19 protein-coding genes are annotated in these 26,883 nt (G+C 55.5%); 6 read left to right on the top strand and 13 right to left on the bottom strand.

The features are described from left to right. Positions 1 to 182 precede the first annotated feature (182 nt). The 3 genes from JJB97_RS18690 to JJB97_RS01390 form a co-directional block, all read right to left on the bottom strand. Positions 183 to 359, bottom strand: coding sequence for a hypothetical protein (locus tag JJB97_RS18690; RefSeq protein WP_399197891.1), 177 nt, complete (start codon positions 357 to 359; stop codon positions 183 to 185). 163 nt (positions 360 to 522) lie between these two features. Next, positions 523 to 1,293, bottom strand: a complete 771-nt coding sequence (locus JJB97_RS01395) for an ABC transporter permease (protein ID WP_238712016.1) — start codon at positions 1,291 to 1,293, stop codon at positions 523 to 525. Then, on the bottom strand, positions 1,290 to 2,216 hold the full coding sequence (locus JJB97_RS01390; protein ID WP_238712015.1) for an ABC transporter ATP-binding protein: 927 nt from the start codon (positions 2,214 to 2,216) through the stop codon (positions 1,290 to 1,292). Before JJB97_RS01390 ends, JJB97_RS01395 begins: the two co-directional genes overlap by 4 nt. Positions 2,217 to 2,472: 256 nt before the next feature. On the opposite strand from JJB97_RS01390, the gene can reads away from it, so the two are divergent. Continuing rightward, the gene (can, locus tag JJB97_RS01385; RefSeq protein ID WP_238712014.1) at positions 2,473 to 3,135 is read left to right on the top strand and encodes a carbonate dehydratase; all 663 of its coding nucleotides are present in this window, start codon (positions 2,473 to 2,475) and stop codon (positions 3,133 to 3,135) included. A gap of 296 nt (positions 3,136 to 3,431) precedes the next feature. Here can and hpt read toward each other — a convergent pair whose 3' ends face one another. Next, positions 3,432 to 3,968 carry a hypoxanthine phosphoribosyltransferase gene (gene hpt / locus JJB97_RS01380; RefSeq protein WP_238712013.1) on the bottom strand — a complete coding sequence of 179 codons (537 nt, stop codon included), beginning with the start codon at positions 3,966 to 3,968 and terminating at the stop codon, positions 3,432 to 3,434. A gap of 739 nt (positions 3,969 to 4,707) precedes the next feature. On the opposite strand from hpt, the gene JJB97_RS01375 reads away from it, so the two are divergent. Beyond that, positions 4,708 to 7,101, top strand: coding sequence for a glucose/quinate/shikimate family membrane-bound PQQ-dependent dehydrogenase (locus tag JJB97_RS01375; RefSeq protein WP_317980732.1), 2,394 nt, complete (start codon positions 4,708 to 4,710; stop codon positions 7,099 to 7,101). A 646-nt stretch (positions 7,102 to 7,747) separates the two neighbouring features. Here JJB97_RS01375 and cueO read toward each other — a convergent pair. Beyond that, entirely contained in the window at positions 7,748 to 9,379 is a 1,632-nt protein-coding gene (gene cueO, locus JJB97_RS01370; RefSeq protein WP_238712011.1) for a multicopper oxidase CueO, read from the bottom strand. Positions 9,380 to 9,524: 145 nt separating this feature from the next. Here cueO and JJB97_RS01365 point away from each other — a divergent pair, with 145 nt between their 5' ends. The 3 genes from JJB97_RS01365 to speD all read left to right on the top strand — a co-directional run bounded on the left by JJB97_RS01365 (position 9,525) and on the right by speD (position 11,645). Beyond that, positions 9,525 to 9,872, top strand: a complete 348-nt coding sequence (locus JJB97_RS01365) for a YacC family pilotin-like protein (protein ID WP_238712010.1) — start codon at positions 9,525 to 9,527, stop codon at positions 9,870 to 9,872. Between the two features lie 79 nt (positions 9,873 to 9,951). After that, entirely contained in the window at positions 9,952 to 10,809 is an 858-nt protein-coding gene (gene speE, locus JJB97_RS01360) for a polyamine aminopropyltransferase (protein ID WP_238712009.1), read from the top strand. Positions 10,810 to 10,850: 41 nt separating this feature from the next. Next, positions 10,851 to 11,645, top strand: coding sequence for an adenosylmethionine decarboxylase (gene speD / locus JJB97_RS01355; protein ID WP_238712008.1), 795 nt, complete (start codon positions 10,851 to 10,853; stop codon positions 11,643 to 11,645). 31 nt (positions 11,646 to 11,676) lie between these two features. Here the strand turns inward: speD and JJB97_RS01350 are convergent, their stop codons facing one another. The 5 genes from JJB97_RS01350 to yacL form a co-directional block, all read right to left on the bottom strand. Continuing rightward, positions 11,677 to 12,444 carry a DeoR/GlpR family DNA-binding transcription regulator gene (locus JJB97_RS01350; protein ID WP_238712007.1) on the bottom strand — a complete coding sequence of 256 codons (768 nt, stop codon included), beginning with the start codon at positions 12,442 to 12,444 and terminating at the stop codon, positions 11,677 to 11,679. 9 nt (positions 12,445 to 12,453) lie between these two features. Then, the gene (locus JJB97_RS01345; RefSeq protein WP_238712006.1) at positions 12,454 to 13,437 is read right to left on the bottom strand and encodes a D-threonate 4-phosphate dehydrogenase; all 984 of its coding nucleotides are present in this window, start codon (positions 13,435 to 13,437) and stop codon (positions 12,454 to 12,456) included. Beyond that, positions 13,427 to 14,701 (bottom strand): D-threonate kinase, encoded by a 1,275-nt coding sequence (dtnK, locus tag JJB97_RS01340; RefSeq protein ID WP_238712005.1) that lies wholly within the window; start codon positions 14,699 to 14,701, stop codon positions 13,427 to 13,429. Before dtnK ends, JJB97_RS01345 begins: the two co-directional genes overlap by 11 nt. Before the next feature lie 5 nt (positions 14,702 to 14,706). Further along, a complete protein-coding gene (locus tag JJB97_RS01335) occupies positions 14,707 to 15,657 on the bottom strand; it encodes a 2-keto-3-deoxygluconate permease (RefSeq protein ID WP_238712004.1) in 951 nt (316 codons plus the stop codon). 176 nt (positions 15,658 to 15,833) lie between these two features. Further along, positions 15,834 to 16,196 (bottom strand): protein YacL, encoded by a 363-nt coding sequence (gene yacL / locus JJB97_RS01330; RefSeq protein WP_238712003.1) that lies wholly within the window; start codon positions 16,194 to 16,196, stop codon positions 15,834 to 15,836. Between the two features lie 291 nt (positions 16,197 to 16,487). Here yacL and JJB97_RS01325 point away from each other — a divergent pair, with 291 nt between their 5' ends. Further along, the gene (locus JJB97_RS01325) at positions 16,488 to 20,324 is read left to right on the top strand and encodes a S6 family peptidase (protein ID WP_238712002.1); all 3,837 of its coding nucleotides are present in this window, start codon (positions 16,488 to 16,490) and stop codon (positions 20,322 to 20,324) included. Between the two features lie 374 nt (positions 20,325 to 20,698). Here JJB97_RS01325 and acnB read toward each other — a convergent pair whose 3' ends face one another. The 3 genes from acnB to JJB97_RS01310 form a co-directional block, all read right to left on the bottom strand. Continuing rightward, positions 20,699 to 23,296 (bottom strand): bifunctional aconitate hydratase 2/2-methylisocitrate dehydratase, encoded by a 2,598-nt coding sequence (acnB, locus tag JJB97_RS01320; RefSeq protein WP_238712001.1) that lies wholly within the window; start codon positions 23,294 to 23,296, stop codon positions 20,699 to 20,701. A 447-nt stretch (positions 23,297 to 23,743) separates the two neighbouring features. Continuing rightward, positions 23,744 to 26,326: a T6SS phospholipase effector Tle1-like catalytic domain-containing protein gene (locus tag JJB97_RS01315; protein ID WP_238712000.1), complete on the bottom strand. Its 2,583-nt coding sequence runs from the start codon at positions 26,324 to 26,326 to the stop codon at positions 23,744 to 23,746. Beyond that, positions 26,314 to 26,835: a DUF3304 domain-containing protein gene (locus JJB97_RS01310; RefSeq protein ID WP_238711999.1), complete on the bottom strand. Its 522-nt coding sequence runs from the start codon at positions 26,833 to 26,835 to the stop codon at positions 26,314 to 26,316. Before JJB97_RS01310 ends, JJB97_RS01315 begins: the two co-directional genes overlap by 13 nt. Positions 26,836 to 26,883: the final 48 nt, after the last annotated feature.

The following is a 26,883-nucleotide window of genomic DNA, read 5'->3' as shown; positions in this document are numbered from 1 at the left end:
CGCAAGCTGTGGGGGAAGGCCCCCCTTGCCGCTTCACAGCGCCGCCAGTTAACGCCGTCGCGCAAGTTATACGGCGGGCCTGGGCGGCGTTATTGTCCCTGAAGCGGTTTACGCTGCTGGCACCGCAGGCTGGTAACGCAACCTCCGCCGCGCCCGACTATCGTATCGCGAAACGCAGCGAATTACGCAGCGCCAGCATCTATCTGTGCCAGCAGCGCGGCGCTACAGCCGGCAATCGCTTCACAGTGCGGGTGCTTATGGCTAAGCAACGCCGCCGCCCCCACAATAGCGGTGATAAAAATAACGTCGTCTCCGCCGTCGGTATCGTGCAGCGCATCACTCATAACGCGACTGAGCATATCAGGCTATGCCAGTATTTCACGGGCAAGGTAATCATGCCCGACAATCACCCATCCCGGCATCAAGTTACGGCCTCCATTCATTGGGAAAGGAACCCGTTTATGCGTGCCGGAATAAGCCATGCTGACTTACAACAACCCGAACGACTTGCGTCCGTATCGCCTAGGTGCGCAGCCCGCGCCCACGCTGAATTAACGTCCAGCACAGCAGGTAAAACACAGCAATAAACGCGACCAGCACGCCAACCGTTAACGCCAGCGGCACGTCGGATATGCCGAGAAAACCATAGCGAAATCCGCTTATCATATAAACGATTGGGTTTAGCTTCGACAGCCCCTGCCAGAACGGCGGCAGCAGCGTGAGCGAATAAAAGACGCCGCCCAGGTAAGTAAGCGGGGTAAGCACAAAAGTCGGGATTAGACTGATATCGTCAAAGGTTTTGGCGAATACAGCGTTAAGCAGGCCTGCCAGCGAGAACAGCACCGCCGTTAGCAGCAGCGTAAGCGCGACAAAAAGCCATGAGTGAACGTGAAACGGTACAAACAGCAGCGAAATAATGGTCACCAGGACCCCAACGCAGATACCGCGCGTCACGCCGCCGCCGACGTAACCGGCGATAATCACATGCGTGGGCACAGGGGCAACCAGCAACTCTTCGATATTACGTTGAAATTTAGCGCTGAAGAACGACGAAGCGACATTAGCATAGGCGTTAGTAATGACCGCCATCATGATTAAGCCCGGCACGATAAACTGCATATAGCTAAAACCGTGCATTTCTCCGATTCGCGAGCCGATAAGGTTACCGAAAATAATAAAGTACAACGTCATGGTGATGACCGGCGGAACCAGCGTTTGCACCCATATGCGCATAAAGCGATGGATTTCCCGGGTCCAGATACTTTTCAGCGCTACCCAGTAAAGCTGCATCATGCTGATTCTCCTTTTTTTTCATGCACCAGCGTGACAAACAGCTCTTCCAGACGGTTTGCTTTGTTACGCATACTCAATACCTGCACGCCCTGCGCGCTCAACTGGCTAAACAGGCTATTTATCCCCTGTTCACGCAGCACCTCCACCTCCAGCGTCGAGGTATCAAGCAGCCGATACTGATACCCTTCCAGCTTTGGCAACGGACTTTTCGCTGCCAGATCGAGAATAAACGTTTCCGATTTAAGCTTTGACAACAGCGCCTTCATCGAGGTGTTTTCCACCAGCACGCCGTGCTGAATGATGCCGATATTGCGACACAGCATCTCCGCTTCTTCCAGGTAGTGCGTGGTGAGAATGATGGTGGTGCCGCTGTCGTTCAGCGCTTTCAGGAAAGTCCACATCGAGCGGCGTAGCTCAATATCCACGCCCGCGGTGGGTTCGTCGAGGATCAACAGTTTTGGCTCATGCATCAGCGCGCGGGCAATCATCAGGCGACGCTTCATCCCGCCGGACAACATGCGCGCGCGTTCATTGCGCTTTCCCCACAGGTCGAGCTGATTAAGGTATTTTTCGCTGCGCTCAAACGCATCGCGGCGCGGTACGCCGTAGTAGCCAGCCTGATTAACAACGATCTGCTGTACCGTTTCAAACGGGTTAAAGTTGAACTCCTGCGGCACCAACCCAAGTTGACGCTTGGCGTTAACGATATCGTTAACCAGATCGTAGCCAAATACCTTCACCCTACCCGCGCTTTTGTTTACCAGCGAACTGATAATACCAATAGTGGTCGATTTCCCTGCGCCATTAGGCCCCAGCAGGGCATAAAAATCTCCAGCCTCAACCTGCAAATCAATCCCGCGCAGCGCCTGAACGCCGCCGGGGTAGGTTTTGGTTAATTGCTCCAGTTCCAGTGCGTAAGTCATAGATGTTGTAGTGCCTTTAGTGGATTCTCTGTGCCCTGAATATTTCCGGCGTAATAATACACCGCGTTGAACATCTGCGGCGCTAACGCATTTTACCGCCTCAATCCGGGCGCTATTACAGTGAAGAATAGTTAAACTGTGTCCCTTAATTCTCATGATGCGGGTTTAAGGGACACAGCCTGGTAGGTTTAAAAAAAAGTTGAGTTGCCCTATATTACCCCAACGCATTTATTCGGTTACAGGTTGTTAACCACTCATGAAAGACATTGAAACACTCATCAGCAATAATAAAATTTGGTCCAAACTGCTGGTGGAGGAGGATCCCGGCTTCTTTGAACAGCTAGCGCACGCGCAAAAGCCGCGCTTCTTATGGATTGGCTGTTCCGACAGCCGCGTTCCCGCAGAGCGCCTGACGGGCCTCGAACCTGGCGAACTTTTCGTTCACCGCAATGTTGCTAACCTGGTTATCCATACCGATCTTAACTGCCTGTCGGTCGTGCAGTATGCGGTAGATGTGCTGGAAGTGGAGCACATAATTATCTGCGGCCACTACGGCTGCGGCGGGGTACAGGCAGCGGTCGCCAACCCGGAGCTGGGCCTTATCAATAACTGGCTGCTGCACATCCGTGATATTTGGTACAAACACAGCACGCTGCTGGGCGAACTGCCGCAGGAGCAACGTATGGATACGCTGTGCGAACTGAACGTGATGGAGCAGGTCTATAATCTCGGTCATTCAACGATTATGCAATCGGCCTGGAAGCGCAGCCAGAAAGTCAGCGTTCACGGCTGGGTTTACGGCATTCACGACGGCCTGCTGCGCGATTTGAACGTTACCGCCACCAGCCGCGAAACGCTGGAGCAGCAGTATCGCAACGGCATGTCGAACCTCAAACGCATGCACCACAATCACAGATAAGGACAAACGCCGGTACGTGCGGCTCAGCTCAGGACGCCGCAAAAATAAATAAAATCAACAGATTGATTTGAGACTGCTGACAAACCCCATCCTGTCGCAGACAGGATGGATGAAATACAAAAAAATAAGGAAAATCAATGCATTGATTTTCGCCTGCTTACCACAAAGAAGGAAAAAAACCGTTTTTTCCTTCTTTGTCAACAATCTGAAATCAACAGATTGATTTTCGGCTATTCGCCACAAAAAGGGCAAAAACGTTTTTGCCCTTTTTGCCATCAATCCGAAGGGGCCTTCGCTTATTCGTCCAGTAACACCACTTTGCCAATATAGGGTAGATGGCGGTAGCGCTGCGCATAGTCTATCCCGTAACCTACCACGAACTCATCCGGTATGGCGAAACCGACAAACTCGACTTCAACGTTTACTTCACGGCGTTCCGGTTTATCCAGCAGCGTGCAAATAGCCAGCGACTTCGGCTCACGCAGACGCAGAATTTCACGCACGCGGCTAAGCGTATTGCCGGAATCAATGATATCTTCCACAATCAGCACATCCTTACCGCGAATATCCTCATCCAGGTCCTTGAGAATTTTTACATCTCTTGTGCTCGACATACCGCTGCCGTAGCTGGAGGCCGTCATAAAATCAACTTCGTGACTCACCTGCACTTCACGGCACAGATCCGCCATAAACATAAACGATCCGCGTAGCAGCCCAACCAGCACCATTTCACTCCCGCTGTCACGATAGCGTTCGGTGATCTCTTTGCCCAGTTCTGCAATGCGTGCTTTGATGTCCGCTTGCGGGATCATCACTTCAACAGTATGTTTCATAATTTATTCCACTGATTTTAATCAGTTAATTCTGCACTCACGCCACGCGGTTTAGCGGAAATAATACGTTGATTATCACACAAACGCCCCATTGCGCGAAAGCATGAGCGCGGTAGAAAGGCCGCGAGTATACAGCATCAACGCCTGGATTAGAAAAACCGCCGATCCGGCTATTACGCAGCGATGCTTACCGGGCGGAAATATGACTCACCTATTGCAGGTCAAAAAACGTCTACAATAAGCGGCGCGCTGGAAAGCCGCCAGCCAGCCGCAAAGAAGTCATGCCCTGTTTATACGTCCGGTAATTTGAAACAGAGACATCTGGCGCGTACCGGCTACCGCTTACGTTTTCCCGGCCCCTGTTTTCGGGTTCGTTTCGCGGGCATGCGCCGCTAAACGGCTCGACCCGTTGATTCTGTCTGCGGCAATTTATTAAACAGGGCTTATTTTTCGGATAAAGTTAGCCCTCAGGGTTAACGTGCTGAAATTTATTTACCCTCCTGATTTCAGCATAAAATAAAATGAACAGGCAATAACCACCAAACAGGTATGAAATTAATAAATTGATTTAAAAAATAATTTTTTATTTACCTTGCTTGTTGGCGCTCTCGTTAACCGATAATTATTTTGCCGCTTACGTTATTTACCTTTACTTCTTCCATTGCGCCTTTTCCGTGACGCATAACCTTCCCATTAATCACTATAATCAATTGCTAACAAAAACTAACGAGCGAGAGGGATCATGGAAAGTAAAAAACAGCAATCACGCGCAACCCTGTTGCTGTCAGCGCTTTTTGCGCTGTTAACAGGGCTTTATCTGCTGGTGGGCGGCATCTGGCTGGCGGCTGTCGGCGGCTCGTGGTACTACCCCATAGCCGGGGTTGTCATGCTGATGGTCGCCGGGCAACTGTACCGCAAGCGCGCCGCCGCGCTGTGGCTCTATGCCGCGCTCCTGCTGTGTACCATGCTGTGGGGCATTGCGGAGGTCGGCTTTGATTTCTGGGCGCTGGCGCCACGCTGCGATGTGCTGGTGCTCTTCGGCATCTGGCTACTGCTGCCGTTCGTCTGGCGCAGGCTGACGCCTTCCCGCCCCGCCGTTCCTTCTCTGCTGGTTTCGCTGCTGATTAGCGCCGCCATGCTCATATGGGCAGGCTTTAACGATCCGCAGGAAATCAACGGCACGCTGCCTACCGACACAGTGGCCCCGGCTCGTGACGCCGCGCCGCAGGTGGCCGACGGCGACTGGCCCGCCTATGGCCGCACGCAGGAAGGCCAGCGCTACTCGCCGCTCAGGCAAATCAACGCCGACAACGTGCATAAACTAAAAGAGGCCTGGGTGTTTCGCACCGGCGATCTCCGTCTGCCGAGCGATCCGGGAGAAATTACGAACGAAGTGACGCCCATAAAAGTCGGCGACACGCTTTATCTTTGCACCGCGCACCAGCGTCTGTTCGCGCTTGATGCCGCCAGCGGCAAAGAGAAATGGCATTTCGACCCGGCGCTGAAGACCGATCCCTCCTTTCAACACGTGACATGCCGTGGCGTTTCGTATCATGAAGCCAACGCGCAAAACGCCGCGCCTGAAGTGCTGGCCGACTGCCCGCGCCGCATCCTTTTGCCGGTGAACGACGGCAGGCTGTTCGCCCTTAACGCGGATAACGGCAAGCCGTGCGAAACCTTCGCCAACAAAGGCGTGCTTAATCTGCAAACCAACATGCCCGTGACCACGCCGGGTATGTACGAACCCACCTCCCCGCCGGTTGTCACCGGAACGACCATCGTTATTGCGGGCGCCGTGACCGATAACTTTTCCACCCGCGAACCGTCTGGCGTCATCCGGGGTTTTGACGTTAACAGCGGCAAACTTTTGTGGGTTTTCGATCCGGGGGCGAAAGATCCTAATGCGATACCGGCAGATGAACACCATTTCACACCCAACTCGCCTAATTCCTGGGCGCCGGCGGCGTATGACGCAAAGCTGGATCTGGTCTATCTGCCTATGGGCGTCAGTACGCCGGATATCTGGGGCGGTCACCGCACGCCAGAGCAGGAGCGCTACGCCAGTTCCGTGCTTGCGCTGAACGCGACTACCGGCAAGCTTGCCTGGTCCTGGCAGACGGTACATCACGATCTGTGGGATATGGACCTGCCGTCACAGCCGACGCTCGCTGACATTACCGATAAAGACGGCAATACCGTGCCGGTGATTTACGCGCCGGCAAAAACCGGTAATCTGTTTGTGCTGGATCGCCGCAACGGTCAACCCGTTGTTCCCGCGCCGGAGCGCCCGGTTCCGCAGGGCGCGGCCAAAGGCGACTGGCTGTCGCCAACCCAGCCCTTCTCCGCCCTTTCGTTCCGCCCGCAGAAAAAGCTGACGGGCGCAGATATGTGGGGCGCGACAATGTATGACCAGCTCGTATGCCGTATCATTTTTCAGGGTCTTCGCTATGAAGGCACCTTCACGCCGCCGTCGGAACAGGGCACGCTGGTCTTTCCCGGCAATCTCGGCATGTTTGAATGGGGCGGTATTTCCGTCGCGCCAAACCGCCAGATAGCCATTGCCAACCCAATGGCGCTGCCGTTTGTCTCAAAACTGATACCCCGTGGCCCGGGCAACCCAATGCAACCGCCGAAGGATGCGAAAGGCTCCGGCGCCGAAACCGGCATTCAGCCGCAGTACGGCGTGCCGTATGGCGTAAAGCTTAACCCGTTCCTGTCGCCGTTCGGGCTGCCGTGTAAGCAACCGGCGTGGGGGTATATCTCCGGTATCGATCTTAAACGCCACCAGATTGTATGGAAAAAACGCATCGGCACGCCGCGCGACAGCATGCCATTCCCTGTGCCGTTCCCTGTACCGTTTAACATGGGTATGCCAATGCTGGGCGGCCCCATAACTACCGCAGGTAACGTGCTGTTTATTGGCGCAACGGCTGACAACTATATCCGTGCCTATAACATAACCAACGGTGAAAAACTATGGCAGGCGCGTTTGCCCGCCGGAGGCCAGGCGACGCCTATGACCTACGAAGCTAACGGTAAACAGTACGTCGTCATTGCCGCAGGCGGCCACGGTTCATTTGGCACAAAGATGGGCGACTACATTGTCGCTTACGCGCTGCCTGACGAGAAATAACCCGTACTGGAACGCGCTTCGGGCCGACGCTTTTCGGCCCGAAACAGCGCAACCGTTTAAATTTTTCTGGTATTTACCCGCAGCGCAAACATACGCTTTACCCGCCAGGCCCCCCAGGCCGTTGCAGGCTAAGGGCTGCGGGGCCGTGAGAATGGTTAAAGCAGGCATGAGCGCCTTAACCCGCTCGCCACAGAGACGCGCCGTTTTACTGACTCAGCCTTAAGCGACGCTATAGTTAACCCGCCAGCACGCGCTCGCAGCTCCGATGCCGGTCAGTTAAGCCTGTTTATGAATAACGATTCCTGTTAATGCAAAAATCATGACGCATTAAAGCCAGGCGTAAGTCTCCATTCTTTTTATTTACTGCCAGCATCCTCGGTTCGCTTTTAACGCGTACAGGCTTACAGCCTGGGGCGGGCGCTGAACCCGGCAAACCACAGGCGAAGACAAACTAAAGCGGCCCGCAAGGGCGGGCTGAGGCGAACCGAGACGGCCGCGCGGCGTGAAGTATTGATGCCTTTGCGAAGTCGCACGTTTGCAAAGCAGGCCGCTTTGCCCGTTCGCCTGAGGCCCTTTATCATCGGGCTTCAGGCGAACGGAACATTCACTTAGCCTTAAGCGACCAGCGTTACGCTCACGCTCTCCCTCAGCTTACGGTAAACCCAAGCATCATACCGGTATCTTCATGTTCCAGAAGGTGGCAGTGGGCCATATAGGCCTGCTGCGGCGATGCCGTGTGGTCAAAACGCACCAGCACTTCGCTGCGGGCGCCGTCAACAGAGACGGTATCCTTCCAGCCGCTGCGATGCGGCGCAGGCGGTTTTCCGTTTTCCGAGAGTATTCGAAACTGCGTGCCGTGAATATGAAATGGATGCAGCATCATGTCGCCCTCGCCGGAAATAACCCAGCGTTCATACCGCCCGCGCGCTACGTTAAACGCCGGTGTATTCATATCAAATGCTTTGCCATTGATCTTATTGGCATTCATGATATCAAACGCCGTTTTTCCATCGCCTGCGGCTAATGAGCCATGCCCCATTGCGCCGTGATGCATACCGGATGCGCCCTGCGCGCCGTGATGCATTTGCGAATGATCCATTGCAGGCATCGGCCGCTGTCCGTGCCCCATCGCGCCGTGATCCATACCCGCCGTCGCCTGCTTGCCGTATTTCTTTTCCAGCGCCTGCATCCCCAGCATATCCAGCATCGGGTCCATTGTTAGCTCAAGCCGGCGTTCAAAAACGCCGTCGGTCGCGGGAACGACCGGCATCGCCGCCAGCGCGTCAGGCAATGTACCGGTGCTAAAAACATTAACCGGCTGTATGCGCACCACAGGCTGTGGTTTATCAAAGGGTGCGACGTTCATCCCTATTTGCGTTACCGGCAGCGCAATAATATCAAACGGTTTGTTATCGCTAATTTGTACCAGTACCTCGAAACGTTCGCCCATTAGCATCGGCAGTTCGGTAAGCTTCACCGGTTCGCCCAGCAGACCGCCGTCGCTGCCAATCACATATAGCGGCCGGTTATCGCTGGCGGCGAGAGTGAGCGAGCGGGCGTTGCATCCATTGAGCAGCCGCAGACGCAGCCAACCGCGCGGCGCCGTATGCTGCGGATAGCGCGCGCCGTTGCAAAGCAGCGTATCGCCAAACCACCCCACCGCAGCGCTCATCACGTCAAGCCGGTAGTCTATTTCACCGTCCGCGCCGAAACGTTTATCCTGAATGATCAGCGGCACATCATCCACTCCCCACTTCTGCGGCAGCATAAGGGCGCGCAGTTCGTTATCTTCAATCATCACCAGCCCGGCCAGGCCTTTTGCCACCTGCGCGCCGGTTTTACCGTGCTCATGTGGATGAAACCAGCAGGTGGCGGCGCGCTGCTGCGGCGTAAACGATACGCGGCGCTTCGCACCCGGCGCGATAACGCCATGCGGCCCCCCGTCTACCTCGCCGGGAATTTCCAGACCGTGCCAGTGCACGGTCGTCGCTTCCGGCAGGGCGTTGTGGATATCAACCGTGACGTTTTTACCCTGTTGCAGTCTCAACGCTGGCCCCAACAGCGCGCCGTTATATCCCCACGTTGTGACCGGCTTGCCGGCAAACGCTGTTTTCCCGGCCTGCGCGGCCAGGCGAATACGACCTTCGGCATCCGGTTCAATCAGCGTCGGGATTGGCAACACAGGGCGCGCGGCGGCAAATGCGGCGCGGTTAATTAAAGGAAAAGCGCTAAGCGCGCCCAGCGCGGCGGAATATTTAAGAAAATCGCGGCGATGCATGGGTAGTTCCTCAGGCAACAGATGATTAAGCGAGCATAAACCCTGCCCCAACGGTAAGGTCAAGCCCGCCGGTGCGGAATTAATGGTCGTCCCCGGCTTACGAAATATGCTAACGTGCGTTAACTGTTTAATAGTGGTAGTCGTGATGAAGAAGTTTGTCAGGATGTTAGTATTTGGTGGATTACTGGGGTTCTCCTGCGCAAGCCAGGCGCTGAGTGAATCAGAAGCGGAAGATATCGCCGATCTCACCGCGGTATTCGTTTTCCTTAAAAACGACTGCGGCTACCAGAATATGCCTAACTATCAAATCCGCCGTGCGCTGGTATTTTTCGCCCAGCAAAACCAGTGGGATCTGAGCAACTATGACAGTTTTGATATGAAAGCGCTGGGCGAAGACAGTTACCGCGATCTCAGCGGCATTGCCGTACCCATCGCAAAAAAATGTCGGGCGCTCGCTCGCGATTCGCTTAGCCTGTTGGCGATGGTGAAATAACCGGTAACCGCGCACAGGCGGCCGGGGTAATTATTTTGTCGCGCCCCTTTTTAGGGGCATTGAGCAAGGAGTCATTACCATGACTGACGATCGCCAGTGGCAGGAGACGCTGCATGACGGCTTTGGCCAGTATTTCAGCGTCGATAATGTGCTCTATCATGAAAAGACCGCTCATCAGGAGCTGATTATCTTCGAAAACGCGGCGTTCGGCCGCATCATGGCGCTCGACGGCGTGGTGCAAACGACCGAGCGCGATGAGTTTATCTATCACGAAATGTTGACCCATGTCCCGCTGATGGCCCACGGCCAGGCAAAACGCGTGCTCATTATCGGCGGCGGAGACGGCGGCATGCTGCGGGAAGTTGCCCGTCATAGCGGCGTGGAAAGCATCACAATGGTGGAAATCGATGCCAGCGTAGTTTCTTTTTGCCGCCAGTACCTGCCCAACCACAGCGCAGGCGCGTATGAGGACCCACGCTTTAATCTGGTCATTGACGATGGCGTAAACTTCGTCAGCCAAACGACACAGACGTTTGACATTATTATTTCTGACTGCACCGATCCTGTCGGCCCCGGCGAAAGCCTTTTCACCAGCGCTTTTTACGAAGGATGTAAGCGCATACTTAATCCGGGCGGCGTGTTCGTGGCGCAAAATGGCGTATGCTTTCTTCAGCAGGATGAGGCGCTCAGCAGCCACCGCAGGCTTGGCCAGTATTTTACCGACGTCAGCTTCTACCAGGCCGCCATTCCGACCTACTATGGCGGCATAATGACATTCGCCTGGGCGACCGACAACGAAACGCTGCGCTACCTTCGCCCGGCAACCATTCAGGCCCGTTTTCATCACGCGGGATTACGCTGCCGCTACTACAACCCGGCAGTTCACTGCGCAGCCTTCGCGCTGCCGCAATATCTTCAGGATGCGCTGGCGACCTGAAATCCCGCCCAACTTATTCCAAACCCGGGAGGTGAACCAAATTGAAAAAGCTAAAACTGCATGGCTTTAACAACCTGACCAAAAGCCTGAGTTTTTGTATTTACGATATCTGTTACGCCAAAACGGCGGAAGAACGCGATGGCTATATTGCGTACATTGACGAACTTTATAACGCGAACCGTTTAACGGAAATTCTCGCTGAAACCTGCTCAATTATCGGCGCTAATATTCTTAATATCGCGCGCCAGGATTATGAACCGCAGGGCGCCAGCGTCACCATTCTGGTGAGCGAAGAACCGGTCGATCCTAAGCTTATCGACAACACGGAACATCCCGGCCCGCTGCCGGAAACCGTGGTTGCGCATCTCGATAAAAGCCATATCTGCGTACATACCTACCCGGAAAGCCACCCGCAAGGCGGGCTATGCACCTTCCGTGCCGATATTGAAGTCTCCACCTGCGGCGTGATTTCGCCGCTCAAGGCGCTGAACTACCTGATACACCAGCTTGAATCGGATATTGTTACCGTAGACTATCGCGTGCGCGGCTTCACCCGCGACGTAAACGGCATGAAGCACTTTATCGATCACGACATTACATCCATTCAGAATTTTATGTCAGACGATATGAAGGCGCTGTATGACATGGTGGATGTTAATGTCTATCAGGAAAATATATTTCACACCAAAATGCTGCTTAAAGCATTCGACCTCAGGCACTATATGTTCCACACCCGGCCAGAAGAGTTAAGTCCCCGGGAGCGTCGCCACATTACCGATTTGCTGTGGAAGGAAATGCGCGAGATCTATTACGGCCGCAATATTCCGGGGTTATGAGCATCAAAAGCTCGCCTGACGAAAATATTTCTTACCGGGCGCTGACCAGCGACAGTTGAAAGGGTTGCGGCATCAGCGCCTGTTGCGCCGCCCCCGGCAGGCCGTCGTCGGTTATCACCTCATCAAACGCCTGTAACGCCACCACGTTAAACAGCGAACAGGCGCCATATTTGCTGCTGTCGGCCAGCAGCGCTTTACGGCGCGCGGTACCGATAATATCCTGCTTCAGCCCGGATTTTTCCTCCGTCGGCGTCGTTACCCCCGCTTCAAGGCTCCATGAGTTGCAACTCATAAACGCAATATCCGGCCAGACGCTGCGCAGCATCCGCCGCCCGTGCTCGCCAATACAGGACTGGCTGCTGTCGTCGATGCGCCCACCGACGATAGTCACCTCTATTTGCTTAAATGCCGACAGAAACAAAGCGATATGCAGATCGACCGTGATAACGCGCAGCGGCAGGTGGGTAAGGCAGCGCGCCAGTTCCAGCATCGTAGTTCCGGCATCCAGCACGACGGCATTACCGGGCTGGACCAGGCTTGCCGCATGGCGGGCAATCGCCTGTTTTTCCAGACGATTGCGCAGTTGTTTTTCGCTGGTGGTAGGCTGTACCGGCACAAAGCGCCTGAGCGCCACCCCGCCGTGGCTGCGGCTGATAACGCCCTGCTCATCAAGCTTAATCAGATCTCTGCGGATGGTGGCAGGCGAGGCGTCAACGGCCTCGACCAGTTGCTCAACGGTTGCCAGAGGATAGCTTTTCAGGAAAGCGATTATCTGGTCGAGACGGTATTGACCTTTCATTTCACCCGGTTAAGCCAGTTGCATTGCCAGTTTAATGGAAGTGGACATGCTCTCAGGTTTTGCTTTCCCCGTCCAGGCAATATCAAACGCCGTACCGTGATCGGCAGACGTACGAATAAACGGCAGCCCGGCGGTAATATTCACGCCATCATAGAAGCCCAGCAGCTTGAGCGGAATGTGCCCCTGATCGTGGTACATCGCCACTACCATATCGTAATGGCCTTCATGGGCCTGGAGGAATACAGTATCCGGCGGGCACGGGCCAGTTATCTGTATGCCGCGCTCGCGACAGGCCTCAACGGCTGGAGTAACAAAACGCGCCTCTTCATCGCCAAACAAGCCATTCTCGCCGGCATGGGGATTCACCCCCGCTACGGCAATACGCGGTTTGGCAAATCCAACACGTTTAAGGAAGGAATCCGCCAGCGTAATAACCGTTTCAATACGCGGCTGGTTAAGCGTATCAAGAAACTTACGCAGCGCAATATGGGTGGATACGTGTATCACCTTCAGCTTATCGGTAAACAACACCATCGCATAATCGCGGCTGTGGGTAAGCGTCGCCAGTAGCTCGGTATGACCGGGGTAGAGATGCCCGGCCAGATGCAGCGCCTCTTTATTCAGCGGCGCGGTGGCGATAGCCTGGACATCGCCCGCCATTGCCAGCGCCGTAGCCCGCTTCACGCAGCGGTAGGCCAGATCCCCGGCCTGCGCCTGCACTTCTCCCGGCGCCAGTTCGTCGGGTTCAGCCAGCGGCTCATCAATAATGTGAAGCGTGCCGGGCGCAAAGCGGGCGTCTGAAACTTGCTCAATCGCCACAAGCTCTACGGGGGGCGTAATTCCTTTTTCCTGCAAACGTTGCAACGTGCGCAAACACCCCACCACGACAACCGGCGCGCCCGCCAGCGCCTGCTCATTGAGCGCTTTGATGATAATTTCCGGACCAATCCCGGCCGGATCGCCCATCGTTACAGCTACAGTTTTAGTGCCCACTGTACATCTCCTCAATAAAATACAGCGCGTCGCAAAGCGTGCTGTCAGTACCAAATCCACCGGCTTTGGTGATGACCGGTAAATCGTCGATTTCGCTATTGACGAAAGTGCCGCAGGGTATACACGGCGCAACCTCGCTTCGGATACGGTAGCCTTCCGCGCCAAGCGCGTTAGCGACTGAAATAGCGATATCGCCGCCGGTGAGGAACAGTCCGCCGGTACGGGCGCGATCGAGTATAGCGAGCGTTATTTCGCCAATGCGCCGGCTCAGGGTTTCCCCCAGCGCCTGCCGGGTTAATCCATTGCTCGCAGCCAGCGCATCCACGCGCTCGCGATCGTCCGCGCTGCTGCTGGTGCGAAGCACGCAATGGCGCTGCCTTCCCAGCGCATCGCAGGCCTGCTGCACCACGAGATCGACCGCGGCTTCTCCCGTATTCGAGAGCAGCGCTTCTACATTAATATCCACTACATCCGCGCGCCCCTGGCGCTGCGCCTGCGTAACCTGACGACGCGTCATCTCGCTCATAGAGCCAGCGACGACCAGCACCGGCAGCGCCTGACGCGCGCTCATATAGCTTTCCGCCGGCAGCGCGTTGGCCAGCCCCGCCGCGCCAACCAGCAGCGGGCGTTTTTGCAGGCCGCAGGCCGCCTGCGCAATAAGCGTCAGGTCGTTATCGCTTTCAGCGTCCAGCACCACAATACCGCCGCCTTTGCTCTCCAGCGCCTCAAGGTGCGCGGGCAGCTCGCCGCCGCGCACCTGATCGAGAGTAATTTCGTATACCGGGAGCGTCGTTTGCAGGCCTATTATTGTACTGATACGCGAAGAGGTTATGGGGGTACGCGGATCGCTGGCAAACTCCGTTTCCAGCAACGGTTGTTGGTATACCAGGCATTCGCCGTTGCGCGTAGTGCGCCCCGCAGACGGTATCGCTCCTGCAACCAGCGCAAGCGTTGCGCCGCTTGACGCCATTGCAGCAGCCACTTCCGCGCCAGGATTGCCACGGAAGGTGGAATCAATTTTTTTATAGATCAGCACATTGCTCTGCGCTGAATCGCACCACGGCGCCAGCGCCCGGGACACTGCGGCGCCGGCCTGTTCTGCGCTCATCGCACGGCTTTCGGTATTAATAACCAACACGTCGGCGCGCCGGGACGGCTTCTGCTGCGCCGTAAGCATGACTTCCGTTCTTGCGCCGCGCTTTGCCAACTGTACGCCGGTGTCGTTCGCGCCGGTAAAATCGTCGGCGACAACAATCATTTTCATTATGCTTACTCCCCGGCTACGGCCTGTGTCTGCTGATTACGTTTTGCGACCCATGAGGTCAATACAGGCGTGAGTATCGCCGTTACAATGACCGATGTGGCAACCAGCGGCGTAGCTGCCGCGACAACCTGCCCCAGCGTCGGATCGGCCTGAGCAATAGCCATCGGCGTTGCCACGGCGTTGCCTGCAGTGCTGGACGCCGCCGCGCCTGCAATGCCTGTGCCCCCCAGCAGGCGATCGACTTTAATGTTAAAGAAACCGCCAAACAGCGTGGTCAGAACGCCCAGTAAAATGCCTGCCAGGCCGCCTTTGATAAGCATGCCCAGGTCGATACTGGCGCCAAGCGCGAAAGCGAAAAACGGAATCAGCAGCGGGCCGCCTTTGGATAAGAAGTCGCGCATCTGCGGGTCAAGATTCCCCAGCAGCATACCGATGAGCATAGGAATGATCACAACGACAATAGACATAACCGGGATATTGGCCATCCCGGCGGCCCCCAGCGCGATCATCGTCAGGATCGGCCCATCGCTCAGCGACATCAGCGGCGTAGCGCCCACTTCGTTGTCCCGGCCAAACTCCCCGGCCAGCGCGGCATACAGGCCGCCGTTGGTATTACTCATCGCGGCAATAATGGCCACCGACGACAGCCCCCAGATACCCTCGGCGCCGAAGAGTTTCTCAACGGCATAGCCCAGCGCCACCGCCACGACAAATTTAGTAAAGGTGATACCGCCGCCAATCAGCAGCGACTTTGGCGCCGCCTTGATGTGAATACCGGCCCCCATGCAAAGCAGGAAAGCGCCAATCAGCGCTGGCGCGCCGTTTTTAAACAGTGCTGTAGTAAACCCCCCAACCTGCAGGGCCTGCGGCGCAAACGTATTGACCAGCGCCCCAAGCACCAGCGGAACAACCATCATCCCGCCGGGGATTTTTTCAATTGCGGCTTTTATATTCATTTTTCCCTCGCCCAATGATTTATTTCAATCAAAATGATTGTAATAAATCACAAACAGAAAAAATAACGCCGGGATCGCAAAAAATACACGTTAATAGTGCGTGGAAATAATCATAAAGAGTGAAAAAAAATCAAAAAAGCAGAGCGCGCGGCCTTTAACGCCGCTGCGATAAGAAACTAGTGGTTCTGGATAAAGCGGCGGTAGGCGCGCAGAACCTGAAGGAAATCTTCCGTACCGCACAGGCATAAACTTTCTTCATCGTAATAGCGCATGCCTTCTTCTATTTCGTCTGCGGTAAATTCAAGCTGATTGGCGCGCACCATCACCTCCTCACCATCGAGCCAGAGGGTATATTCATGCCCGGCGCGCTGCCAGGTGCGCTCAGTGCCTTTCACCGATTGGGCGGCCTGCTCCACCACATCGAGTAACGCGAGGTTATCTTTGACTTCCTCGTTAAACCAGTGGCCAAGAGCCTCATGGCCCATCGACATTCGGACCTTTACGCGCCCGGTGACATCGCTTAAAAATTCGTATTCCATATAAACCTCTCTTTTCTCTCCATCATAGCTGAGGAAGCATTTGAGGATACAGGGAAACCATCAAAATATTCTCCCGGTTAAATGGACTATTACAGACGCGTCCCGGCCTTAATTTTTTGCTTTCAGGATGACTACAACAATTATGTCTTTCTTTTTTTAAGGAAATACTTATTCTGTCAGGCATGAAATAAGGAAATCCTAATCCAATTCAGACAAACCATTATACATTCTCAGTCCGTTTCAGCCGTGTTGACAAAGGGTGTCATAGATTATTTTCAAGGATGTAGCTTAATGAAACTGAGCAAAAAACCCCTGGCCGCCATTATTTTTCTGCTGCTCGCGCAGATGCCCGCCCGGGGAGGCGTTATGCGTTACGACATTGCCATTCAGGATTACAGAGACTTTGCTGAAAACAGAGGGAAATACGCGCCTGGCGCAGAAAATATTCCCGTCTACCGTCGCACTGATGGTGGGCTTGAAGGTTACCTGAACGCACCCATGCCCGATTTAGGGATGGTCGCAAGCCTGGGCTATGCCACTATCGTGGCTCCCTCACACGTTATTGGCGTGCGTCACAACGGCGGTTATAAAAACATCGCGTTTGGCAACAACGCTAAATTTGCCCCCACTTATAAACTCATCAATCGCAATAACGCCCCAACGGGGGACTTTCACGCGCCCCGGCTTAATAAAGTCATGGTGGACGCAGCGGCAATTCCTGTTGTGACCCGTGCCGAACTAAAACAGGGCGGAACAGCCCGCTATACGGCTTTTGCGCGGGCGGGCGGCGGCACCCAACAGCAGGAAGCCGCTACGGGCAATACTGCCGTCCCTGTGGCCAGCGCCTATAAATGGAAATCCGGCGGTATGATACTGAGCAGCGCCGTGTCGCTGGATACCATGATTCGCTGGAAAAACTATGGCGCAGGTTCGCCTCACGCTTCCCCCCTGTCATTGTCAGGTCTGGGTGGCGACAGCGGTAGCCCTGTGCTTGCATGGGACAGCGTGGATAAAGAATGGAAAGTGGCTGGCGTTCTTTTTGCTACCGCAGGCGGCAGCGCAAACAATCGTCAGACCATCGCTCACTATGTCGACAGCGAATTTCTTCAGCAAGTGCTGGCCAACGCCCGTGATGAAAACGTAACAGACAGCGCGACCGCCGGCGATATCCACTGGCAGGACGATGCGATTAAGCAGGGTGCGAAAAACTGGAGCTGGCACGGGCTTACGGGAAGCCAGGCTACCTTAGCCCCCTCGCAGGCGACGCTCGATCAACTCGACGCCACAAAAGATCTTCGCTTCAACGGTGAAGGGGGCAATATTGTACTTGAGCAGGCTGTCAATATGGGCGCCGGAAAACTCCAGTTCTCCAGCGATTATACTGTTCGCTCCACCACGCAGGCGAATGCCACCTGGGCAGGCGGCGGCGTTGAAGTGGATAAAAACAAAACTGTTTTATGGCAGGTTAACGGCCTCAAAGGCGATGCGCTGCATAAAATTGGCGCAGGTACGCTGTATGTCAATGCAAGCGGGGTGAATGACGGCGCGCTTAACGCAGGCGATGGCACCGTAGTCCTGGCTCAACAGGCCGGCGACGGGAACAAGAAGCAGGCCTTCTCCCAGGTTACGCTAATCAGCGGGCGCCCCACGGTTGTGCTCAAAGACAGCGAGCAGATAGCGCCTGACAATATCCGCTTCGGCTATCGCGGCGGTACGCTGGACGTGAACGGCAACTCGCTCACGTTTAAGGATATTCAGCATAACGATAGCGGGGCGCGTATCGTCAATCGAAATAGCGAAGCGGCGGCAAAAATCACACTCGCGGGGAGTGATAAAACATTCCTCGGCACATTTGGCGACAAAAACACGGCCCGGAACCTGTCGCTGACGTATGCCCCACAGGCAACGAACGGCAACTGGACGCTGCGCGGCGGAGCATCGCTGAACACGCTGGCTATTGAGCAGGGCGAATTTATCGTGGGGGGCGAGCAGGTAAAACACGCCGGTATGGCTTACTTCAGCGATGACTGGCTGGAGAAAACCTACGACATCGCCACGGTGGACGTTGCCGGGAGCGCAACGCTGACGCTCAAAGAACACGCCGCCCTGACCGGCAATACCCGAATCGGTAAAGCCGCAACGCTCACGCTCTGGGATCGCACAGCGCTGGCTGGCGAAGTCGCGCTACAGGACAGCGACAGCCGGCTTATCGCTGATATCCAGGAGCACAACAGCACAATGGGCGAGACAGCATCGCATATAACGGCCAATATCTATGGCGACGGCAAAGTTGAAAAAACCGGTTCAGGCCTGTTGACGCTTTCGGGCAACGTTGATAACGCCCAGGGCATCGACGTTGCCGCCGGTTCCCTGCGGATGGATGGCAGGATGAGTTCAGCCATGACGCTGGGTAAAGAAACCGTGCTTTCAGGCAATGGGCGCATTGCCAGCGTAACGTTAGCAGACAGCGCAACGATTGCCCCCGGCGCCCGGGCATCCGATTCCAGCGGCGCATCGACGTTGCGCATCGGCACGCTTAATGCGGTTAACTCCGCCACCGTCGCATTAAATTCAGGCTTTACTCAGGCTACGACCGACCGGCTGCTGATTGACGGCGATCTGAACAGCGCCGAAGACAATCCCATCACGCTGCTTATCAACGCAACCGGCGTCTGGCAGGACAGCGACGCCAATCAGAATAGTACCGCCGATAACATGGAGGGGCTTTCTCTCATTCAGGTAGGCGGGAAAGCCAGCGCAAACAGCATAAAATTGGCAAACGGCTATGTCGCCCGCGGCGCATGGGCCTACGGTCTGTATGCTTTCGCGCCGGGACACGCCTCAGCAAAGGCGCGTGACGTGCAGGGAGAGGGCGATCAATACTGGGATTACCGGTTGCAGAATATCATGCTGAACGCAGAGGGCATCAGTACGCCTGTCGCCCCAACGCCTGAACCCGCGCCTGAGCCGACACCGTCTCCTGCGCCCGCGCCGGAGCACAAACCCGAACCAACGCCTGCGCCCGCGCCGGAGCACAAACCCGAACCAACGCCTGCGCCCACGCCGGAGCACAAGCCCGAACCGTCGCCTGCGCCCGCGCCGGAGCACAAGCCCGAACCGTCGCCTGCGCCCGCGCCGGAGCACAAACCCGAACCAACGCCTGCGCCAAAGCCAGAACCCGCGCCGATTCGCAAAGCGGTGATCCCACAGGTGCCGGCCTATATCTCATTGCCCGCGATGATGCTTAATGTCGACCAGAGCATTGCCTCCCTGCTGACAGATAGCGCCCGCGACAGTCGTTCACACTTCTTTATGAGCGGCTATGGCGGCGGTGACAGTTATCATGCCAGCGGCAGTTTCACTAATTACGGGTACGATTTTAAAACCCGCTATCAGGGCTGGGTAATGGGAGGACGCTGGCAAACGGATGATGAGAGCGCCAATCGTTACGCACTCAGCCTTGGCGTACATAAAGGCAGCCTCTCGCTAAAACCTGACGCCGCAGATGGTGCAAGCAACGGCTCATTTAAAACGCGAGGTCTCATCGGCATACTGAGCTGGCAGCATGATAACGGCCTGATGGCGGATATCACTCTCGGCTATACTCGCTTCAAAGGTGATGTGGCAACGGATCTGAGAGGCCATGTCGCCAGCCCGCAGGCTGCCGTCTGGCGCGCTGGCGCTGAAACAGGTAAGTCCTGGCGCTGGGCCAACCACCGGTTTACGCCTCTGGCGGGCATCGAATTCCAGCATCTGGAAATCGATCGCTTTACAGACAAAGATAAGGCGAGCGTACGTTACGCGATATCTCACTCCCCTACCTTTAGCGTCGGCATACGTCACGAATGGCAATCGGCGCCTGAACGTATTGCCGGTATTACCCTCAATAACGCGCTTCGCTTACGGGCGGTAACCGGCAATGCACCTGAGACTATCGTCGGCAGCGGCGCGCAACGGGCTACCTTCCAGTCAGGAAAAGGCGGCAACCAGCTAACAGTAAAAAGCGGACTGGATTTTGCCGCGACCGAAAATGTCTCTTTCAACACGCATGTAAAATACCAGCAGCGCCTGGAGCATGAGGGCATCAGCGACTGGAGCGTTTTTGGCGGCATCAACATTCGCTACTGACGCCGCGCGCTATAAAAAAATGGCCTGCCGGCCATTGCAGGTTGTTGACAAAGAAGGAAAAAACGGGGTTTTCCTTCTTTGTAGTAAGCAGGAGAAAATCAATGCATTGATTTTCCTTATTTTTATTGACCTTCATCCATCCTGTCTGCGACAGAATGGGGGTTTGTCAGCAGCCGCAAATAAATGGCCTGCGGGCCATTTCAGATTAAAGAGGACAAACGCGCAGGTTTGTCCTCTTTGTCGTTATCAGCCAACAATCAATGCCTTGATTATACTGACGTATTATTCTGGCGTTACAGGCCAAAACCCTTCAACCCGGCGTTTGTCAGCAGTTTCAGAAGGCCTGCCGGCCTTCTTTGCGCTTTCCGGCAGGTTTACACAACGGTCTGGAAAATTACGCCATCCGCTTTCTCCGTATATTGAGAGAGCTGGTCGAAATTCAGATAGCGGTAGGTATCGCCCGCCGTCTTATCCACCTGCGCCATAAACGTCAGGTATTCATCCGGCGTCGGCAATTTTCCCAGCAGCGCCGCTACCGCCGCCAGCTCTGCGGATGCCAGATAAACATTCGCGCCATTGCCAAGACGGTTCGGGAAGTTACGGGTTGAGGTGGAGACCACTGTCGCGCCGTCCGCCACGCGCGCCTGGTTGCCCATGCACAGCGAACAACCCGGAATTTCAATACGCGCGCCGCTCTTGCCAAAGACGCTGTAGTAACCCTCTTCGGTAAGCTGCGCGGCATCCATCCGGGTCGGCGGCGCTACCCACAGGCGGGTCGGCAACTGGCCTTTATGGCTATCGAGCAACTTGCCTGCCGCGCGGAAGTGGCCGATGTTGGTCATACAGGAGCCAATAAATACTTCATCAATCCTGTCCCCCTGCACGGTGGAAAGCAGACGCGCGTCGTCCGGATCGTTCGGCGCGCACAGGATAGGTTCTTTCACTTCATTAAGGTCGATGTCGATAACGGCCGCGTACTGCGCATCGGCGTCAGCTTCCAGCAACTGCGGATCGGCCAGCCATTTTTCCATGCCCTGGATGCGGCGCTCCAGCGTGCGGCGTTCGCCGTAGCCTTCAGCAATCATCCACTTCAGCAAAATAATGTTGGAGTTGAGGTATTCGATAATCGGCGCTTTATCCAGCTTAATGGTACAGCCCGCAGCCGATCGCTCGGCAGAGGCATCCGCCAGTTCAAACGCCTGCTCCACTTTTAAATCCGGCAACCCTTCTATTTCAAGTATGCGGCCAGAAAAGACGTTTTTCTTGCCCTTCTTCTCAACGGTCAGCAGGCCCTGCCGAATGGCATAGTAGGGAATGGCGTGTACCAGATCGCGCAGGGTGATGCCCGGCTGCATTTTTCCCTTAAAGCGCACCAGCACCGATTCCGGCATATCCAGCGGCATTACGCCGGTCGCGGCGGCGAACGCCACCAGACCGGACCCCGCCGGGAAAGATATCCCAATAGGGAAACGGGTATGAGAATCGCCGCCGGTGCCGACGGTATCCGGCAACAGCATGCGGTTTAACCAGGAGTGGATGATCCCATCGCCCGGGCGCAGCGATACGCCGCCGCGATTCATGATAAAGTCCGGCAGGCTGTGGTGCGTTTGCACATCAACCGGTTTCGGGTAAGCGGCGGTATGGCAGAACGACTGCATGACCAGATCGGCGGAGAACCCCAGGCACGCCAGATCCTTGAGCTCATCGCGGGTCATCGGCCCGGTGGTATCCTGCGAACCGACAGACGCCATTTTTGGCTCGCAGTATGCGCCCGGGCGAATGCCGTCAACGCCGCAGGCGCGGCCCACCATTTTTTGCGCCAGCGAGAAGCCACGGCTGCTTTGCGCCACGTCCTTTGCTTTGCGAAATACATCGCTGGGCGCAAGGTTCAGCGCCTCGCGCGCCTTCGCCGTCAGCCCACGGCCAATGATGAGCGGAATACGCCCGCCGGCGCGTACTTCATCCGCCAGCACATCGGTTTTCAGCGTAAAGCTCGCCAGCAGCTCGCCCGTTTCATGTTTGCGCACTTCGCCTTTATGGGGATAGATATCGATAATATCGCCCATATTCAGGTTGCTCACATCAACCTCAATCGGCAGCGCGCCGGCGTCTTCCATAGTATTAAAGAAGATTGGCGCAATTTTGCCGCCCAGCACTACGCCGCCGCCGCGCTTGTTGGGGACATACGCAATATCATCGCCCATAAACCACAGCACGGAGTTGGTGGCGGATTTACGCGAGGAGCCTGTGCCGACAACGTCCCCCACATAGGCCAGCGGGAAGCCTTTTTTCTTTAAGGTTTCTATTTGCTTAATCGGGCCGACCACGCCCGGCTTATCGGGCTGAATGCCTTCACGCTCGTTTTTCAGCATCGCCAGGGCGTGCAGGGGAATATCCGGGCGTGACCACGCATCGGGCGCCGGTGAGAGATCGTCGGTATTGGTTTCGCCGGTGACCTTAAAGACGGTCACGGTCAGTTTATCGGCCAGCGGCGGGCGGGAAAGGAACCATTCTGCGTCCGCCCAGGACTGAAGAATCTGCCTGGCCCAGGAGTTGCCCGCATTGGCCTTTTCCTGCACATCGTAGAAGCTGTCGAACATCAGTAGCGTATGGGACAGCGCTTTTGCAGCGACAGGGGCCAGCTTATCGTTATCCAGCGCGTCAATCAGCGGATGTATGTTATACCCGCCCTGCATAGTGCCCAGCAGTTCGACCGCCTTTTCAGGGGAAATTAGCGGAGAGACGGCCTCGCCTTTAGCCAGCGCGGCCAGGAACCCGGCTTTGACATAGGCGGCTTCATCAACGCCCGGCGGAACACGGTTAGTAATAAGATCTAATAAAAATGCGTCTTCACCCTCAGGCGGCGTCTTTAGCAGCTCAACCAGCGCGGCCATCTGGGTTGCATCTAAAGGTTTTGCAACAATCCCTTCTGCGGCACGTTCAGCTACGTGCTTACGGTATTCTTCTAGCACGACGGTTCTCCTCGCTCTCATTGTCAAAACGGCGCCAGGCGATGCTCCTCTTCACGCTTGAGTGAAACAGCAGGTCTGTAGGGTAATAAGGCCCGGTACCGCAGCGGGCAGCATATCAGGAATTTAGGGGGGTGTTAATCTGTTTACAAAAAAGCAACATTAAATCACAGGCTGAATCGTTAAAGTTGGAAGAGATAATTTACGCTGGGATTTCAAAAACAAAACACTGTCGCAAAAGGAGCGCGTCGCTGGCGGTTTCAGGCTGCGGGCAAGCATATAATAATAAACGACGCATAAGGTCGTTGACGCATTCCAGGCAGCACAATCCCAGCCCGAACACTCAGAAAAATAAAACAGTCAAGCCCGCGCGTTGATTTTCATCTGTTAACTATAAAGCGGGAAAATCACAGACTTGCCCGCTGTAGTATCACGATGACATGCCGCTGTTTAAGAATACCATATCCTGTTGAGTTCCCTGGCGATGAACTCACGCCGGGCGATATCCCTTTCCTGCCGACGCTGCTTAACAAGGGGGATTATCTGCGCGATAAACTCATGGGTCGGCGCGGGCAGGCTGCTTTCATCAACGGCAATCTCCTGCCCGGTTTCACGGTGAAAAACCTTTACGCCATATGTCGGAACATGGGCGAAAACGGCCTTATCCTGAAGAGCTTCGCTGATGCCCGGCATGGTTTGCCCGTCAAAGCGCAGTTGAACGGCTTTATTCCATTTATCCCCGAAGTAAATCATGCGGGATAAAAAGTAGCTGCCGAAAGGCTCCCTGACGCCGCTTTCCGAATGCATAAACCAGGCTCTGGAATCATGAACATAGTTATCGTACAGGTTTATCAGCCCGGCGATTTTATCGTTCTGCTCTCTCTTTAGCAGACAAGGCTCAATATACTGGCGAAACCGGTACTCGCCCGCCGATTTAAAGCGCAGATATTCATAGGATTCAACCTGATGGGTATAAATGTAGGCGCTACGGGAGAGTTGAGGATCCAGTTTCTGTAATACCGTCGCCAATCCACTAACGTACCAGGAAAAGCCGCTTTCTACGTTCGCTGCAATGGTACAGGTCGCCGGGTCGATAGCCCCCCGTTTTTTTAGATTCATAACAGGCTTAAACAGGGGTTCAGGGCGAAGCTTACGCGCATAATCCGCCGCAAACTCTGTTGCGGCTTCCCAGAGCTGGCAGCGAGCGTTATTGGCATCGAACAAGGGCTCTCCCGTGAGGTTGCTGCCGGGAAACCAGTCCGGATCGTGATTAATTAAGCGTTCTGCCACTTCTTTTTTCCGCAACGCCTCTAACGCCCCCGTCTTACACTTCTGAAGCGCCCACTCGCGGGCCAGCGCGCGCTGCGCCTGCTGGCTAAAGCCTGCTTCATAGGGCTGCGCGGTTATCTCCGGGTTCTGGGAGGCATGCTGGAAAAAGGGCTGCGAGGTGATATTCATCGCCGATGTCCTGGGCGACGCAAAGCGCGCAATGCGCCAGCCGGTCAGCCAGATCATTTCCGCTTCCACCATCTCTTCCAGGCAGGCCGATTCAAAGCGAAACGGCACATAGATTGCGTCGTCCGCCAGCGGATCTTCCTGCTGATTATCGAGTCTGAGCATGGAACGCCAGTTGTTAAAGGTGGCGACCATTTGGGGGGAGAGTATAAATTCATCGGCAACATCACCATCCATCTCTCTGAATGCGTAAATGCTTCTTAGCTCCCGATGTAACAACGCAAATACCTGGGGGGCTAATGTCAACGGCGCCCCGGCGTCAATCGCCGCCGCGTACATATCATGCAGGGTAATTTGCGATAACAACTCTCCCGCGCCGCCGCGGCTTTTGCCCTGGTCACCAGGCGGGTAGCCGCCGCCAACGTCGGAGTGCATACCGGGGTAGACCACCTCCCGGGTGTGGGGCAAATAGCCGCCTGCGGCGGTGCGGATGGAATCCAGCGAAAACGCCTGGCGCTGCTCGTGGGCCGCCACAAAGTGGCAACAGCGCTTGATTAACCCGGCCTGCGGCAGCGGCTGCGTCTGCCCCGCCCAGCCGTTGTGGCCGGTAAACCCCGGCACTACGTTGGCCACCCCTACCGCCGGCACGGTATCAAACAGCCCTAAAAACTCTACCGAAACCTTTACCCCCAGCAGCGTTCCTGCCGGGAAGCCGAGCAGCCCCGCCGCCAGCGCCTCATCCAGCCAACTGGTAAAAGCGCGGGCTTCCGCCGCGCCGCGGGAAAAGCCGTACACAAACAGCTTTATCGCCACAGTCTTGCATTGCGCCCGCACAAACTTTTCGCGCACCGGCGTTAACAGTTGCTCCATAGTGCGAATGCGCAGCCGCTTCAGGTCGTTCAGTTCATTACGCGAAGCGAAATACGCCTGGTTTACTTCTTCACGGTTATAAGCGCCGCTGTAGCGGGTTTCGGCAAGCCGGCGCAGCTCTTCTGAACGACGCGTGCTTTCCTGGCCATTCATCTCCTGAATCGCCAATTTCATCCTGCCGTTACCCAGAAAACCTTTTGTAACGGTGTGGTTCAGGGCATTGCACAGTTGCACCAGCCCCCAGTTGATCCGGTCTTCTCCCCCCACCGCAAACTGCAGGCCGGTTGAGTAATAGTCATAGGTGCCAATCTGCGGGAAGGGCGTGCCGACGCCGGGAATATAGAACGCGTAGAAGCCATACTCATTTGCCCTGCGGTTTTCAGGAGCGCAGGCGTGGTACAGCTTTGCCACGTTGGAGGGGTGCGGCGGGGTGCTGGCGGTATCTTTTGGCTCATTATTGTTGGTGCCGTCAAAAAACAGGCTGATATGCAGGCTCTTGCAGCAGGGGTTGCCCTTCTCCCGGCGGGCCTGCTGGCGATATTGCGTTTCTTCCCGTTCTATTTTTTTTATATTGGCGATAACCTGCTTATGGGTTAAAGGCAATCGCCCCCGTTCCGGAAACGCTGGCGGCACCCAGCACGGTTCGCCGGTGGTGGTAAACTGGTTATTACCAAAACGTTCTTTTAGCGAATCTATTATTGAGGGCATTGGGCAGGCTCCGGCAAATCGAAAGGCTCCTTAATCGGGTGGTCGGGGTGCTCCACACCGTGACAGGTGGCGGTCACCTTCACCTGCCGGCAGGGTAGAAAATGCACCTGCAGGCCGCAGGATTCCTCATATTCAGGGATAGTAGCGACCGCTTTATATTGACGGTAGTTAGCCTTATATTTTTTCATATAAGCGTCATACTTCGGGTCATTAAATTCGGGTAAGTCCCTGGGAAACGGATTTGGGTTAACCTCCCATTCAACCGCCACCTTCATATGGGGCTGCCATTTTTCCGGCAGCGACACGCAGCAGGTAAATCCCCCGGTGCGCCCCCGGTAGCCGTTTACCGAAAACCAGTTAATTTTGGTGCCTGCCATATGGTTATAGCCCAGCAGATTGGCCGCCACGTAGCTAACCGGCTCGCCGCCAGGCTTATCGGTTTTTTCAACCGGCCCACAGCCTGATAATAAAAAAGCTAACAGCAGTGTTGTTTTCCACCTTCCCTGCATATTGCGCATCCTCTGTTTTAGCGGTTATGGCCCTGATTATCGGCCACG

The organism is Tenebrionibacter intestinalis (genome assembly GCF_016632365.1).
Taxonomy (GTDB): Bacteria; Pseudomonadota; Gammaproteobacteria; order Enterobacterales; family Enterobacteriaceae; genus Tenebrionibacter; species Tenebrionibacter intestinalis.
This window is presented reverse-complemented; position numbering and strand designations above follow the sequence as displayed.

Excerpts from the sequence above, each read along its gene's own strand:
- JJB97_RS18690 (WP_399197891.1), bottom strand. The coding sequence starts at position 359 with ATGCTCAGTCGCGTTATGAGTGATGCGCTGCACGATACCGACGGCGGA.
- JJB97_RS01395 (WP_238712016.1), bottom strand. The coding sequence starts at position 1,293 with ATGATGCAGCTTTACTGGGTAGCGCTGAAAAGTATCTGGACCCGGGAA.
- JJB97_RS01390 (WP_238712015.1), bottom strand. The coding sequence starts at position 2,216 with ATGACTTACGCACTGGAACTGGAGCAATTAACCAAAACCTACCCCGGC.
- can (WP_238712014.1), top strand. The coding sequence starts at position 2,473 with ATGAAAGACATTGAAACACTCATCAGCAATAATAAAATTTGGTCCAAA.
- hpt (WP_238712013.1), bottom strand. The coding sequence starts at position 3,968 with ATGAAACATACTGTTGAAGTGATGATCCCGCAAGCGGACATCAAAGCA.
- cueO (WP_238712011.1), bottom strand. The coding sequence starts at position 9,379 with ATGCATCGCCGCGATTTTCTTAAATATTCCGCCGCGCTGGGCGCGCTT.
- JJB97_RS01365 (WP_238712010.1), top strand. The coding sequence starts at position 9,525 with ATGAAGAAGTTTGTCAGGATGTTAGTATTTGGTGGATTACTGGGGTTC.
- speE (WP_238712009.1), top strand. The coding sequence starts at position 9,952 with ATGACTGACGATCGCCAGTGGCAGGAGACGCTGCATGACGGCTTTGGC.
- JJB97_RS01350 (WP_238712007.1), bottom strand. The coding sequence starts at position 12,444 with ATGAAAGGTCAATACCGTCTCGACCAGATAATCGCTTTCCTGAAAAGC.
- dtnK (WP_238712005.1), bottom strand. The coding sequence starts at position 14,701 with ATGAAAATGATTGTTGTCGCCGACGATTTTACCGGCGCGAACGACACC.
- JJB97_RS01335 (WP_238712004.1), bottom strand. The coding sequence starts at position 15,657 with ATGAATATAAAAGCCGCAATTGAAAAAATCCCCGGCGGGATGATGGTT.
- yacL (WP_238712003.1), bottom strand. The coding sequence starts at position 16,196 with ATGGAATACGAATTTTTAAGCGATGTCACCGGGCGCGTAAAGGTCCGA.
- JJB97_RS01325 (WP_238712002.1), top strand. The coding sequence starts at position 16,488 with ATGAAACTGAGCAAAAAACCCCTGGCCGCCATTATTTTTCTGCTGCTC.
- JJB97_RS01315 (WP_238712000.1), bottom strand. The coding sequence starts at position 26,326 with ATGCCCTCAATAATAGATTCGCTAAAAGAACGTTTTGGTAATAACCAG.
- JJB97_RS01310 (WP_238711999.1), bottom strand. The coding sequence starts at position 26,835 with ATGCAGGGAAGGTGGAAAACAACACTGCTGTTAGCTTTTTTATTATCA.